The 13,651-nt window shown below is 70.9% G+C and carries 13 protein-coding genes; 5 read left to right on the top strand and 8 right to left on the bottom strand.

Translation table 11 applies throughout. The features are described from left to right. Nucleotides 1–70: 70 nt before the first annotated feature. Nucleotides 71–2,302, bottom strand: coding sequence for a glycoside hydrolase family 95 protein (locus ACZ7LU_RS08415; RefSeq protein ID WP_471916510.1), 2,232 nt, complete (start codon nt 2,300–2,302; stop codon nt 71–73). Between the two features lie 332 nt (nt 2,303–2,634). Then, nucleotides 2,635–3,135, bottom strand: a complete 501-nt coding sequence (locus ACZ7LU_RS08410) for a hypothetical protein (protein ID WP_468307489.1) — start codon at nt 3,133–3,135, stop codon at nt 2,635–2,637. Nucleotides 3,136–3,371: 236 nt separating this feature from the next. Here ACZ7LU_RS08410 and ACZ7LU_RS08405 point away from each other — a divergent pair, with 236 nt between their 5' ends. After that, on the top strand, nt 3,372–4,097 hold the full coding sequence (locus ACZ7LU_RS08405) for a leucine-rich repeat domain-containing protein (protein ID WP_471916132.1): 726 nt from the start codon (nt 3,372–3,374) through the stop codon (nt 4,095–4,097). A 15-nt stretch (nt 4,098–4,112) separates the two neighbouring features. Here the strand turns inward: ACZ7LU_RS08405 and ACZ7LU_RS08400 are convergent, their stop codons facing one another. From ACZ7LU_RS08400 to ACZ7LU_RS08380, 5 genes are all read right to left on the bottom strand, one after another. After that, on the bottom strand, nt 4,113–4,355 hold the full coding sequence (locus ACZ7LU_RS08400) for a DUF397 domain-containing protein (RefSeq protein WP_398304185.1): 243 nt from the start codon (nt 4,353–4,355) through the stop codon (nt 4,113–4,115). Between the two features lie 111 nt (nt 4,356–4,466). After that, on the bottom strand, nt 4,467–5,633 hold the full coding sequence (locus ACZ7LU_RS08395) for a thiolase domain-containing protein (RefSeq protein ID WP_471916509.1): 1,167 nt from the start codon (nt 5,631–5,633) through the stop codon (nt 4,467–4,469). Between the two features lie 37 nt (nt 5,634–5,670). Further along, entirely contained in the window at nt 5,671–6,783 is a 1,113-nt protein-coding gene (locus ACZ7LU_RS08390; protein ID WP_471916131.1) for a thiolase domain-containing protein, read from the bottom strand. Beyond that, entirely contained in the window at nt 6,784–7,728 is a 945-nt protein-coding gene (locus ACZ7LU_RS08385) for a Zn-ribbon domain-containing OB-fold protein (protein WP_471916508.1), read from the bottom strand. Nucleotides 7,729–7,856: 128 nt separating this feature from the next. Next, nucleotides 7,857–8,657 (bottom strand): crotonase/enoyl-CoA hydratase family protein, encoded by an 801-nt coding sequence (locus ACZ7LU_RS08380; protein ID WP_471147392.1) that lies wholly within the window; start codon nt 8,655–8,657, stop codon nt 7,857–7,859. A gap of 209 nt (nt 8,658–8,866) precedes the next feature. Here ACZ7LU_RS08380 and ACZ7LU_RS08375 point away from each other — a divergent pair, with 209 nt between their 5' ends. After that, nucleotides 8,867–10,486 (top strand): acyl-CoA synthetase, encoded by a 1,620-nt coding sequence (locus tag ACZ7LU_RS08375; RefSeq protein ID WP_471916130.1) that lies wholly within the window; start codon nt 8,867–8,869, stop codon nt 10,484–10,486. A 134-nt stretch (nt 10,487–10,620) separates the two neighbouring features. Further along, a complete protein-coding gene (locus tag ACZ7LU_RS08370; RefSeq protein ID WP_471916129.1) occupies nt 10,621–11,274 on the top strand; it encodes a LysE family translocator in 654 nt (217 codons plus the stop codon). Between the two features lie 21 nt (nt 11,275–11,295). Here the strand turns inward: ACZ7LU_RS08370 and ACZ7LU_RS08365 are convergent, their stop codons facing one another. Continuing rightward, on the bottom strand, nt 11,296–12,234 hold the full coding sequence (locus ACZ7LU_RS08365; protein WP_470977213.1) for a GlxA family transcriptional regulator: 939 nt from the start codon (nt 12,232–12,234) through the stop codon (nt 11,296–11,298). Between the two features lie 197 nt (nt 12,235–12,431). Here ACZ7LU_RS08365 and ACZ7LU_RS08360 point away from each other — a divergent pair, with 197 nt between their 5' ends. Then, a complete protein-coding gene (locus ACZ7LU_RS08360; RefSeq protein ID WP_471916128.1) occupies nt 12,432–13,121 on the top strand; it encodes a DJ-1/PfpI family protein in 690 nt (229 codons plus the stop codon). 80 nt (nt 13,122–13,201) lie between these two features. Next, nucleotides 13,202–13,651, top strand: coding sequence for a DUF6010 family protein (locus tag ACZ7LU_RS08355; RefSeq protein WP_468559834.1), 450 nt, complete (start codon nt 13,202–13,204; stop codon nt 13,649–13,651).

Below are 13,651 nucleotides of genomic sequence, written 5' to 3'. Positions count from 1 at the left end.
GGCCCGCGGTGGACGCGGGTCCGGGCCCGATGGGTCGTCGCCGTACGAGGGACGACGCGCCCGCCGGGGTTCAGTCGAAGACGTATCGCTGCCCTGCGCGCGCCTTCACGGTCTTCGTGCCGCCGTTGAACAGGTCGCTATGCAGGGTGAGTTCGCGGGTGCGTGCGGCTTTCAGGGCGATGCGGGTGGCGCGGCCCGACGCCCAGTCGATGTCGAGGGTCGCGCCGCCGCGGGCCCGCAGGCCGCGTACGGATCCTGCGGGCCAGGCCGCGGGGAGCGCGGGCAGGATCTCGATGGCGTCGTGCTGGCTCTGCAGGAGCATTTCGACGATGCCCGACGTCGCGCCGAAGTTGCCGTCGATCTGGAACGGCGGGTGGGTGTCCCAGAGGTTGGGCAGCGTCGAGGACTTCAGCTGTTCGCCGAGCATCCTGTGGGCGTGGTCGCCGTCGCGCAGGCGTGCCCAGAAGTTGATTTTCCAGGCCTTGGACCAGCCGGTGCCGCCGTCGCCGCGCGCCGTGAGGGAGACCCTCGCCGCCTCGGCCCACTCGCTGCCCGGCTCGATCTGCCGTCCGGGGTGGAGGGCGTACAGGTGCGAGACGTGCCGGTGGTCGTCCGTGCGGTCGTCCACGTCCTCCTTCCACTCCTGGAGTTGCCCCCAGGAGCCGATGCGCAGCCCGGGGTCGAGGGCGTCGAGGGTCTTCTTCAGCTCGGCACGGAAGGGCGGCGAGTCGCCGAGCACGCGGGCGGCTTCCAGGGTGTTGGTGAGCAGGTCGTGGACGATCTGCTGGGCCATGGCGCCGCCCGCGGTGAAGTCGCCGTGCTCGGGCGAGTAGCTGGGCGTGACGGTCAGGGTGCCGTCGCGCGGGTCGGTGCGCAGGTTGTCGAGCCAGAACTCGGCGGCCTCCTTCATCACCGGGTACGCGGTGGTGCGCAGGTACTCGGTGGAGCCGCCGAAGCGGTAGTGCTCGTACAGCTGCGCGGTGAGCCAGGCGGCGGCCTCCGGGAACCAGAAAGCGGTCGACCAGTCGTGGACGCCGGTGAAGCCGTAGGGGTTGGTCTCGTTGTGCACGACCCAGCCGCGACTGCCGAACATCTCCTTGGCGGTGCGCCGCCCGGGTGCGCGCAGGGCCTCGACGAAGCGGTCGTACGGGGCGGTCGTCTCGGGGAGATTGGCGGCTTCGGCGGGCCAGTAGTTCATCTGGAGGTTGATGTTGGTGTGGTAGTCGGCCGACCAGGGCGGGGTGGTGCTGTTGTTCCAGACGCCCTGGAGGTTGGCGGGCAGTGATCCCGCGCGCGAGCAGGCGATGAGGAGGTAGCGGCCGTACTGGAAGAAGAGCCCTTCCAGCGCCCGGTCGGCGGTGGCGCTCCCCCCGCTCCCGTACTGCTTGAGCAGCCGGTCCGTGGGCACGTCGGCGGGGAGCGCCTGGCCGATGTCGAGGGTGACGCGGTCGAAGAGGGCGCGGTGGTCGCGCAGGTGGCGGGTGCGCAGTGCGCGGTGGCCCGCCGAGACGGCTTGGTCGACCGTGCGGGTCACGGCGGTGTGCGGGTCGTCGCCGCGGTAGTCGGGGTAGGTGTCGGCGTAGTCCGTGCCCGCGGCGAGGACGAACCAGACGTGGTCGGCGCCGGTCACCGTGACGCTGCCGTCGCCGTTCGCGGCGCGCGTCCCGCCCTGCTGCCTGATGCGCAGCTGGGCCTCGAACTCCAGCGCGTTGTCGGCGAGTTCACCCCGGACCGTGATGCGGTCCTCGTCCGCTGTCGCGGTGAAGTCGGTGCGCGGTGAGGTGTAGCGGAGAGTGCAGGTGACCTGCGCGGCACGGTCGGCGGAGAGCCGTCCGACGATCACCTTGTCGGGGTACGAGGCGAAGAACTCCCTGTGGTGGCGCACCTGTTCATGCGTGTACGTGACGGACGCGATGCCCTGTCCGAGGTCGAGGGCGCGGCGGTATGTGGCGTCGGGGGCGGCCGGCGCGCCCGGCACGTCGATGTGCAGGTCACCGAAGGTCTGGTGGGCTCCGTAGCCGCGCCGGGCCTGGCCGAGCTCCGCGGCGACGGCGTCCGGGGCGAGCCGCCCCTTCTCGTCGAGCTCGTCGCGCACGGCGTCGAGGGCGCCGGGCCTGGGCGCGCGCCAGTTGCCGAAGTCGTAGCCCTCCCGGGAGCCGGGGCCGCCGGTCCACAGCGTCTTCTCGTTGAACTGGAGCCGTTCGGAGGTGAGGGTGCCGAAGATCATCGCGCCCAGGGCTCCGTTGCCGACAGGCAGGGCCTCACGCTCCCAGTCGGCGGCGGGAGCGTCGTACCAGAGCAGTAATTCATCGGAGGTGTCGTGATCCGATGTGTCGGTGGCCGCGGAGGCCGACCGGGCGCCGCCGAGCCCGCCGTCCCCTACGGACGGAGCGGCTGCGGCGGCCGCGCCGCCGAGCACGGACCTCATGGTCGTCCTTCGCGTGATCCCCTGAGTCATGACCGGTCACGTTAAAAGTCCGATGACTGGGCTGACAAGAGGACCGGCACGAGCACGGCACAAAAGTGCCCCGCTCCTTGGACGGAACGGGGCAGTACTTGGACGGAAGTGCGGGTGTCGGCGTCGACGCGGGTGCTGCGGCGCGGGCCTTGGGCCCTGCGGGAAGAGCGCTGCCGTCAGCCCTGCTGGAACAGCTCCGCGGGCAGCGGCTTCAGGAGCGCGTACAGGTCGTCGGTGATCGGCCGGTCCCAGGCGGCGATGGTCACCAGGACGTTGTCACTGCGGTCGAACTGCACGCAGGAGATCCGGCTCTCGGAGAGCTTGAGACGGCGCACGATGAGGAGGTTGTCGCCCTGCATCACCGGCACGTCCTCGGCGGAGACGACCGTGACGTCCTCGTCGTTCTCCAGCGCGAGGAGGAGCTGGGCCACCTCGAAGGGGACCTCGCCCTCGGCGGTCTCGCGCGCCGGCGAGCCCTCGGGGAGGTTGCCGATGATCATCGCGGGGCCGCGGCCGCCGAACAGGTCGTAGCGCAGGAAGACGCCCTGGCAGCTGCCGTCGGGGGCGGGCAGCAGGCCCGCGCCGAGATTGCCGGGCCAGTCACCGGGGTCCATGGCCAGGACATCGAAGTCCGGGCCCGCGGGAGTGGCGGAGCTGCGGCGGCGGAGGAAGGACATGCGCCTATGGTACGTGGCCTGCGGGGCGTTCCGGCGCGGGGGCGGGCGCGCCTCGCGGGGGCGGACGACGGCGCGACCAGCCACGGAGCTTTCCCGCGTGAACCCGCGCGAACCGGCAAGCCGTCCCGGGCCCGACGCACCCCTGGCCCGACGCCCCTGCGGTCGACCCACGCCCCTGAGTCAACCTCGGCCCCGCCCCCAGGCACAATGGCGGCCCCATCGACGGCGGAGTTCCCGTGACCCACGAATCCGTACTGAACTACTGGCGCGACGGCCTCGACGCCATACCGGACGAGGTGTGGCGCCACCCCGGCCCGGAGATCCTGCTCCTGCCCGACAACGCGCTCACGAGCCTGCCCGCCCGCATCGGCACGCTCACCTCGCTGCACACCCTCGACCTCGGCCACAACAAGCTGCGCGCGGTCCCCGACGAGATCGGCGATCTCACGGCCCTCAGCCGTTTCCTCTACCTCCACGACAACGCGCTCACCGAGCTGCCCGCGTCCCTCGGCCGCCTCACCCGGCTCGCGTATCTGAACGTCGGCGAGAACCGTCTGACCGCACTCCCCGACACGCTCGGCGGCCTGGCCGGGCTCGTGGAACTGCGCGCCCAGCACAACGAGTTGGCCCACCTCCCCGAGTCGATCGGCTCACTCGGCGCACTCCGGGAGCTCTGGCTCCGCGGCAACCGCCTGACCGGGCTGCCGACGGGCGTCGGCCGCCTCTCCGAGCTGCGCGAACTGGAGCTGCGCGAGAACGCCTTCACCGAGGTGCCGGGCGCCCTGCGCGGCCTGCCCCTGCTGCGCCGCGTCGACCTGCGCGCCAACCGGCTCACGGAGCTTCCCGACTGGCTCGCCGAGCTGCCCGCTCTGGAGAAGCTGGACCTGCGCTGGAACGACGTACGCGTCAGCGACCGCCTCCTGGACGCCCTGGACACCCGGGGCTGCGTGGTGCTGCGCTGAGCCCCGGGCGGTCCGCTACGTCAGGTCGAACTCGCCCGCCCGGGCGCCGTGGACGAAGGCTCCCCACTCCGCCGGGGTGAAGATCAGGGAAGGGCTTTCCGGGCGGCCGCTGTTGCGCATGGCGACGAAGCCCTCGACGAAGGCGATCTCCACGTCCCCGCGCCCCTCGCTGCTCGATCGCCAGTCCGCCGTGCTGAGGTCGAGCTCCGGCTTGTCCCAGCCCGCGAGCGGATGCTGCTGAGTGGTGCTGTCGGCCACGTCCGTGCTCCTCCCGAATGCGTCGGTCGGGCGCCAGCCTAGCTTTCACCCCCGGGCGCCGGACAGGCCGCGGGGGCAGGACCTCGATCCGTCCGGCGTCGCCGGTCCCCGTCAGGTGGTGGGCGGTTCGGCGCCGACGAGCCACATGGCGAAGAACTGCGAGCCGCCGCCGTAGGCATGGCCAAGTGCCCTGCGGACACCGTCGACTTGGTGCTCGCCCGCCTGGCCGCGCACCTGAAGTGCCGCCTCGGCGAAGCGGATCATGCCGGAGGCGCCGATGGGGTTGGTCGACAGAACGCCGCCGGACATGTTCACCGGGAGGTCGCCGTCCAGTTCCGTGACGCCGGACTCGGTGAGCTTCCAGCCCTCCCCCTCCGCCGCGAAACCGAGGTTCTCCAGCCACATCGGTTCGTACCAGGAGAACGGCACGTACATCTCGACGGCGTCGATCTCCCGGCGCGGGTCCGCGATGCCTGCCTGCCGGTAGACGTCGGCCGCGCAGTCCTTGCCCGCCTGCGGGGAGACGAAGTCCTTGCCCGCGAAGAGGGTCGGCTCGCTGCGCATGGCGCCGCCGTGCACCCAGGCGGGCGGCCGGGGCGAACGGGCCGCGCCCGCACGGTCGGTGAGGATCATCGCGCAGGCGCCGTCGGAGGACGGGCAGGTCTCCGAGTAGCGGATCGGGTCCCAGAGCATCGGCGACGCCTGCACCTTCTCCAGGGTGATGTCGTGCTCGTGGAGGTGGGCGTAGGGGTTCTTCAGGGCGTTGCGCCGGTCCTTGTACGCGACGAGGGAGCCGACCGTGTCGGGGGCGCCGGTACGCCGCATGTACGCGCGCACGTGCGGGGCGAAGAAGCCTCCCGCGCCGGCGAGCAGCGGCTGCTGGAACGGGATGGGCAGCGACAGACCCCACATCGCGTTGGATTCCGACTGTTTTTCGAAGGCAAGGGTGAGGACCGTGCCGTGGACGCGGCCCGCGACGAGGTTCGCGGCGACGAGCGCCGTGGAGCCGCCGACGGAGCCCGCGGTGTGGACGCGGAGCATGGGTTTGCCGACGGCGCCGAGCGCGTCGGCCAGGTACAGCTCCGGCATCATCACGCCCTCGAAGAAGTCGGGCGCCTTGCCGATGACGACGGCGTCGATGTCGGCCCACTCCAACTCGGCGTCCGTGAGCGCCTGGTGGGCGGCCTCGCGAACGAGGCCCGCGATCGACACGTCCCGCCGCGCCGCCACGTGCTTGGTCTGGCCGATTCCGACGACCGCCACGGGTTCCTTGGACACGGATTCCTGGGACACGGATTCCTGGGACACGGCTGCCTCAGACACGGGCTCCTTGGACACGGGGCTCTCCTTCCAGGACGGCGACCAGGTTCTGCTGCAGGCAGGGCCCGGACGTGGCGTGGGCGACGGCCCGGTCCGAAGCGCCCCGGTGGATGCGGGCGGCGGCCTCGCCGAGCCGGATGAGTCCGGCGGCCATCATGGGATTGGCGGCGAGTGCGCCGCCGGAGGGGTTGACGGCGACGTCGTCCGCCAGCTTCAGGGCCTTGCGCAGGACGACCTCCTGCGAGGTGAAGGGGGCGTGCAGTTCGGCTGTGTCGACGGGGCGTTCGAAGACGCCGGCGCGCTCGGCGGCCAGGCGCGTCGACGGTGAGTCGGTGAGGTCGCGTACGCCGAGTCCGTGCGCCTCGATGCGGTGGTCGATGCCGCGGATCCACGCCGGCCGCCCGCACAGTTCCCGGGCCCGCTCTCCCGCGGCGAGGATCACGGCGGCCGCCCCGTCGCCGATCGGCGGGCAGTCCCCGGTGCGCAGGGGACGTACGGCGTACTCGCCGCGTGCCACCGAACCCGTCAGCTGGGCATGGGAGTTGGCGGTGGCGTCCGTGCGGCTGCGGTGTGCGATCCCTGCGAGAGCCGGCTCGTCGGTCTCCCCCGCGTCGATCAGTGCCTGCGCCTGGAGCGCGGCGAGCGCCACGGAGTCGGGCCAGAGCGGGGCGACGTAGTACGGGTCGAGCTGCCGGGTCAGCACGTCGCGCACGGAGCCGGGTGACGACTTGCCGTAGGAGTAGACGAGCGCGGTGTCGGCCTCGCCGGTCTGCAGCTTCACCCACGCCTCGTACAGGGCCCAGGCCCCGTCCATCTCCACGTGCGACTCGGAGATGGGCGGCCAGGCGCCCACCCCGTCGAGCGCCATCGTGAAGGAGAAGGCGCGGCCCGCGAGGTAGTCCGACGAGCCGGAGCAGGTGAACCCGATGTCGCTGGTCTTCATGCCGGTGGCGGCGAGGACCTCGTGCAGCACCGGCATGAGCATCTCGACCTCGGAGAGCTCGTCGGTGGTGCGCAGGTGGTCGCTCTGCCCGAACGCGACAATGGCGACGTCGCGGGCGGGCCGCATCACGGACGGCTTGCGGGGCGACGACTCGTGGGGCGCCATCTACACCAGCTCCTTGTACGTGTCGTAGTCGGCGTCGGGCTCGCCGGTGGGCCGGTAGTGGTCGGGGAAGCGGCCGCCCTCGGTCCACACCGGTTCGACGCGCAGGCCCATGCGGACCTGGTCGTAGGGGATGCCCGCGATGCGTGCGTGCAGAGCCAGGTCCGCGCCGTCCAGGGCGATGTGCGCGTAGACATACGGGACTTCGATGTCGAGATTCTTCGCCTTGATGTTGACGATGCAGTACGTCGTGACGGTGCCGCGCGGTCCGACCTCCACCCGTTCCTCCGTGGCGACGCCGCAGGTGGGGCAGGCGCCGCGGGGCGGGACGTATACCTTGCGGCAGGACGGGCAGCGCTCGCCGACGGTCTTCCGCTCGGACAGTGCCTTGATGTAGGCGGTCTGTGCGCGACCGGGCGCGTAGGTGTAGTCGAGGCGCGCGGCGGCGACGATGCCGGTGACGGGGTCGCCGAACTCCCCGGTGTGCGGTCCGGCTTCGCCGCCTGCCGCACCTTCGTCGGCCTCGAAGCAGGCGATGTCGGTGATGGCGCCGATGCGCTCGGCGGCCCAGCGGATCCGGACGCGCATGCCGGTTTCGACGGCGTCGGGGCCCGGCGCGTCCAGGGCGTGCAGCAGGGCGGTGTCGGCGCCGTCGAGCTTCACGAGGACCCATGCGAAGGGCCGGTCCAGAGGCTGTCCCCTGCGGGGTTCGTGGTTCCAGGCCCAGGTGGTGACGGTGCCGGTGGCGGCGACCTCGACCAGGTCACGTATCTCGTCGGCGGTCACGGGGTCGTATTCGACGGGCGGGACGAGCGTGTGCCCGTCGGTGGTCTTCACGCCGAGTACGGTGCGCTCGCGCAGCCCGGTGAGAAAGGCACTCTGTACGGGCCCGAGGGACCGGGTGAACGGAAACTCGACGACGAGAGGCGCACGCAGCACTTCGGGCACGGGGGTGGATGTCATGACCAGCTCCGATTCTCGACGGTGGGGGCGGAGGGCCGCCCTTTGCAGAGGCGCCCCGAAGGGCGCGGGGAACTGCGCGACCAGCCCCCACCGGCCCGCAGGTGGCATTCGGCCTAGGCCCGCCGGAACTCCGGGGGCCGCTTCTCCGCAAAGGCTCTGGAGCCCTCCTTCGCATCGGCGGTGTCGAAGACGGGCCACCCCCGCTTCAACTCCGCCGCCAGACCGTCCGCCTCGGACATCTCGGCGGCCTCGTACACCGACGCCTTGACGGCCTCGACGGCGAGCGGCCCGCACGCGTTGATCTGTTCGGCGATGACCAGCGCCTTGTCCAGAGCGGCACCGTCCTGGACCACATGGCCGACGAGGCCGATCGCGGCGGCCTCGGCCGCCGAGTAGGGCCGCCCGGTGAGCAGCATCTCCAGGGCGTGCGTACGAGGAATCTGGCGCGGCAGGCGCACGGTCGAGCCGCCGATGGGGAAAAGCCCCCGCCGGACCTCGAAGAGCCCGAAGGTCGCCGACTCGCCCGCCACGCGGATGTCCGTGCCCTGCAGGATCTCCGTGCCGCCCGCCACGCAGTAGCCCTCCACCGCGGCGATCACGGGCTTGCGGGGGCGGTGGTGGCGCAGCATCGCCTTCCAGTGCAGATCGGGGTCGGCCTTGAGCCGGTCCCGGTACCGCTCGCCCTCCATGCCCTTGCCCGCGAGGGCCTTGAGGTCCATGCCCGCGCAGAACGAGCCGCCCGCGCCGGTGAGCACGATGGAGCGGACCTCGTCGTCCTCGTCGGCCTCGACCCACCCGTCGTACAGGCCCACGAGCATCGCGAGCGAGAGCGCGTTCTTCGCCTCGGGCCTGTTCAGCGTGAGTATCAGTGTGGCGCCTTCGCGCCGCACGGAGAGGTGTTCCGTCCCACCCATTGCCGTGCTCCTTCCATCGACGGCCGGCGAGCGGCCGGCCTGTCGCCTCCGGACCTGGAACAGGTTGCAGTAGCCGGGGAGCCAGTTCAATAGTTTTCTGACACTCAGTCAGTTTCTTTCTGCGGCGGCCCTTCCCAGTTGTGGGCGCCTCTGCTCTGATGACCGCCAAGCGAGATATCAGTAAGGACGCCGGGGTCAGGAGGAGTGCGGTGGAGTACAACCTTGCCGACCTGTTCGAGTCGGTCGTCGACGTGGTCCCCGACCGCGAGGCACTCGTCTACATCGACCACCCCGGCACGGGCGACGAGCGCCGGCTCACCTACGCCGCGCTCGACGCGGCGGCCAACCGCATCGCCCACCACCTCGTCGACAGCGGCCTCGAACCCGGCGAGCACCTGGGCCTGCACCTGTACAACGGCGTCGAGTACTTACAGACAGTCCTCGCCTGCCTCAAGGCGCGGCTCGTCCCCGTCAACGTCAACTACCGCTACGTCGAGGAGGAGTTGGTCTACCTCTACCGCGACGCGGACCTCGCGGCGCTCGTCTTCGACGCGGAGTTCACGGACCGCGTCGCGGCGGCGCTGCCACGCACGGAGAAGCTGCGGCATCTGATACGGGTGGGGGCACCGCCCGCGGACGCTCCCCCGCTCGACGTGGTGGCCTTCACCGACGCGGAGGCGGCGGGCTCACCGGAGCGGGGGTTCGGGCCCCGCTCGGCCGACGACCTGTTCATCATCTACACGGGCGGCACGACCGGCATGCCCAAGGGCGTCATGTGGCGCCAGGAGGACCTGTTCTTCGCCGGCCTCTTCGGGGGCGATCCCGCGGGTGAGCCGGTGAAGCGGCCCGAGGAGCTGGCCGAGCGCGTCGCGGCGAGCGGCCCGGGCCTCACGTTCTTCCCCGCTCCCCCGCTGATGCACGGCACGTCGACACTGACCTCGTTCATCGCCTTCAACTACGGGCAGCGGGTGGCCCTGCACCGCAAGTACGTGCCCGAAGAGGTGCTGCGCACCATCGAGAAGGAGAAGGTGTCCAGCGTGTCGCTGGTCGGTGACGCGATGCTCAGGCCGCTCATCGACGCGCTGCGCGGCCCGCTCGAGGGCATCGACCTCTCGTCACTGTTCAGCGTCTCCTCGTCCGGCGCGATCATGTCGGAGACGGTGCGCGCCCAGTTCCAGGAGCTCGTCCCGAACGTCCTGCTCCTCAACAACTTCGGTTCGTCCGAGTCCGGCTCCAACGGCAAGGCGACGGACGACTCGGGCCCGGAGAAGGGCTTCCGCCTGGAGGTCAATGACCGTACGCGGGTGGTGGACCCGGCGACGCACGAACCGGTCCCCGTGGGCGAACCCGGCCGGCTCGCCCAGCGCGGACACGTGCCGCTCGGCTACTACAACGACCCCCGGAAGACCGCCGAGACGTTCTTCCAGAAGGACGACGAACGCTGGGTGCTGCTCGGCGACATGGCGACGGTCGACGAGGACGGCATCGTCACCGTGCTCGGCCGCGGCTCGCAGTGCATCAACACGGGCGGCGAGAAGGTGTACCCGGAGGAGGTCGAGCAGGCCCTCAAGTCGCACCCCGACGTGTACGACGCGCTGGTCGCCGGGGTCCCCGACGAGCGGTGGGGCAGCCGGGTGGCCGCGGTCGTCCAACTCCGCGCCGACTCCGCCCCCTTGGCCCTGGAGGCGGTACAGACCCACTGCCGCACGCTGCTCGCCGGCTACAAGATCCCCCGCTCCGTGGTCTTCACGGACCACATCCAACGCTCACCCAGCGGCAAGGCGGACTACCGCTGGGCGAAGACGGTGGCGACGGAGGGCCGGGGCTAGGGCTGGAGCCGGGGCCGCATTTCCGGGCGAAGCACACCCCGCAGGCCCCCACGCCGAAGGAAAACACTTCAGCCCTGCCCGATATCGGGCAGAAATGTGGACGTTCCACTGTCGCCGCCCTAAGGTGATCGCTCATGATCACTCTGGACGCACTAGGGACTTTCGCCCTGATAGTGGGACTCCTCACGCTCACTCCCGGACTGGATTCCGCACTCATCCTGCGCACCGCGGCGCTCGGGGCCCGCCGTCGCACGTGGGGCGTGGTCCTCGGCATCCAGAGCGGCACACTGGTCTGGGGAGTGCTCACGTCGCTCGGCGTGACCACACTGCTGACCGCCTCTCACCTCGCGTACGAGACTCTTCGCTGGGCCGGGGCCGCGTACCTGATGTGGATGGGTGGCAGGATGCTGTGGGCCACCTGGCGCCGCCCGTCGCGCGAGAGCCCGCGGACAGCGGAGACCGGGAGCAGGGCCAGGACGGGCGCCGACGACACCCTGCTCGGTGGCTGGCGACAAGGGTTCGGGACCAATCTCCTCAACCCGAAGATGGGCGCCTTCTACGTTGCGGTGCTCCCGCAGTTCATCCCCTCCGGTGCCTCGCGCCTTGCTCCAGGGGTGCTGCTGGCCGGTGTGCACATATTCCTGGCGGTCATCTGGGCATGTGCGCTGATCGCCTTCGGGCGGGTGCTCCGGGACCGCCTGCGACGCCCCTCGGCCCGCCGTCACCTCGACCGCATCACCGGCACAGTCATCACCGCCTTCGGCATCCGGCTCGCGCTCGGACAGTAGGGCGCCGGTCGAGGCACCTGTTCAGCTGAACGTGCGCCGGTAGGTCTGCGGGCTGACGCCGGTGGTGCGTTTGAAGCGGTCGCGGAACGTGGTGGGTGAGCCGAAGCCGACCTGGCAGCCGATGCGTTCCACGGTGTGCTCCGTGGTTTCCAGGAGGTGCTGTGCCTGGCGGATGCGGGCCCGGTGGAGCCATTGGAGCGGGGTGGTGCCCGTCTGGTCGCGGAAGCGCCGGATCAGGGTCCGGGTGCTGGTCCCGGCCCGCTCGGCGATGGCGGCGAGGGTGAGGTCGCGGGCCAGGTTTTCCTGCAGCCAGGTGAGCAACACCTCCAGTTCGGAGCCCTGCGGTGTGGGTGCGTGGTCGTGGACGATGAACTGCGCCTGTCCGCCCTCCCGTTCGAGAGGCATCACTGACAGGCGTGCGGCGTCGGCGGCGACGGCCGAGCCGTAGTCACGGCGGATCATGTGCAGACACAGGTCCATACCCGCCGCGGCACCGGCCGAGGTGAGCAACTGGCCGTTGTCGACGTAGAGGACGTCCGGGTCGACGTCGATGTCCGGGTGCCTGGCGGCCAGCAGACCGGCCGCGCGCCAGTGGGTCGTGGCGCGCAGCCCGTCGAGGAGCCCGGTGGCGGCCAAGGGGAAGGTGCCCACGCAGATGGAGGCGATCCGGGTGCCGACGGCTGCGGCCGCCCGCAGCGCGTCGTGCACGGCGGGAGGGAGCGGGGCGGCGACATCGGTGACGCCCGGCACGATGATCGTGTCCGCGCCCTGAAGACCCTCCAGCCCCCAGGGGGCACGCAGGATGAACGCCCCGGCGTCGACCTCGTCGCGTTCTGCGCACACCCGGACCTGGTAGCCGGGCCGCCCGTCGGGCAGGCGGGTCCGGGAGAAGACCTCGATCGGGGTGGACAGGTCGAACGGGATCACCTGATCCAACGCGAGAACGGCAACCGTATGCATGGCCAGAACCTACCTGTCCCTCAGCTCGACGGACCTGGGCCGTCCTTCCTGAAGTTCCATGTCATCGCAGTTCACGCCCTTCGAGAAGGTGTTGGCACTATCCCGTCGGAACGTGTCACCAGTGCCACTGGGCGGCCACCCGGGAAGCCGGTTGACTTCGGAGCGTCCCGATGGAAAACGACGCCGAAGGAACACCCATGCACATCCAGGTCGTCCTGTTCGATGGCTTCGACCCGCTCGATGTCATCGCCCCCTACGAGGTGCTCTACGCCGGCGGCTCGGCGACGGACGGCGCGGTGACCGTCGAGCTGGTCACCGCGGAGGGCCCTCGTGAGGTCGTCAGCGGCACCGGAAGACTGGCGCTGCGCGCCGTCGGCGCGGTCGACCTGGAGCGCGCCGACCTGCTTCTGGTGCCCGGCGCGTCCGGCCGCGTGGGCGAACCCGGCGAGGCCCCGGAAGAAGAGCCGGGCGCCGGCGAACGGCCGCGGGACGAGTTCATCTCCGTGCTGCTGCGCCGCACGCTGACCACCGAGCTCCCCGCGCTCCTCAAGCAGGCCATGGACGACCCGGACATCATCGTCGCCACCGTCTGCGGCGGCTCGCTCGTCCTGGCCATGGCCGGCCTGCTGGAGGGACGGCACGCCACCACCCACCACCTGGGCCTCGACACCCTGGACTCCACCGGCGCCCACGCGGTCCGCGCCCGCATCGTGGACGACGGCGACCTGGTCACCGGCGCCGGGGTGACCTCCGGTCTCGACCTGGGTCTGTACCTACTGGAGCGCGAGGTGGGCCCCCGCGTGGCGCACGCCGTCGAAGAGCTCTTCTCCCACGAGCGACGCGGCACCGTCTGGCGCGCGCAGGGCCCGACGCCCACCGCCTTCTGAGCACCTCAAGACCATCTCATCCTTGACGGGCCCCACTCACGGATGCGCCCACCTGTTCGTCCCGGAAGAAGTCATCCCTCATGAACCTCGTGTCACCGGTGATCGTCGGCATCATCTACTGCCTGCTGATGTCCCTGATCAAAGAACCGCACCGCCGCCACTTCAACGCGATCATGGTGGGCGGGGCCGGCGCCGCCTATCTGAGCGGGGGCGGATTCGGCCTCTGGGAGGTCCCGTTCGTCGCACTCATGGCCTACGTCGCCTACCGCGGCCTGGACTCCTGGGCCTTCATCGGCGTCGGCTGGCTGCTCCACACGGCCTGGGACCTGGCCCACCACCTCAAGGGCAATCCGATCCTGCCGTTCTACCACGACGCTTCCATGGCATGTGCCATCTGTGATCCGGTCATCGCCCTGTGGTGCTTCCGCGGAGGACCTTCCCTGATCGCACTCGTCCGCCGCGGATCCAGGACCGACCGGACAGCGGACCACGCGCACGATCACGGTCCGGCTGCGAGCCGGCAGGCCTGA

The organism is Streptomyces sp. NPDC039462, assembly GCF_055639375.1.
This window is presented reverse-complemented; position numbering and strand designations above follow the sequence as displayed.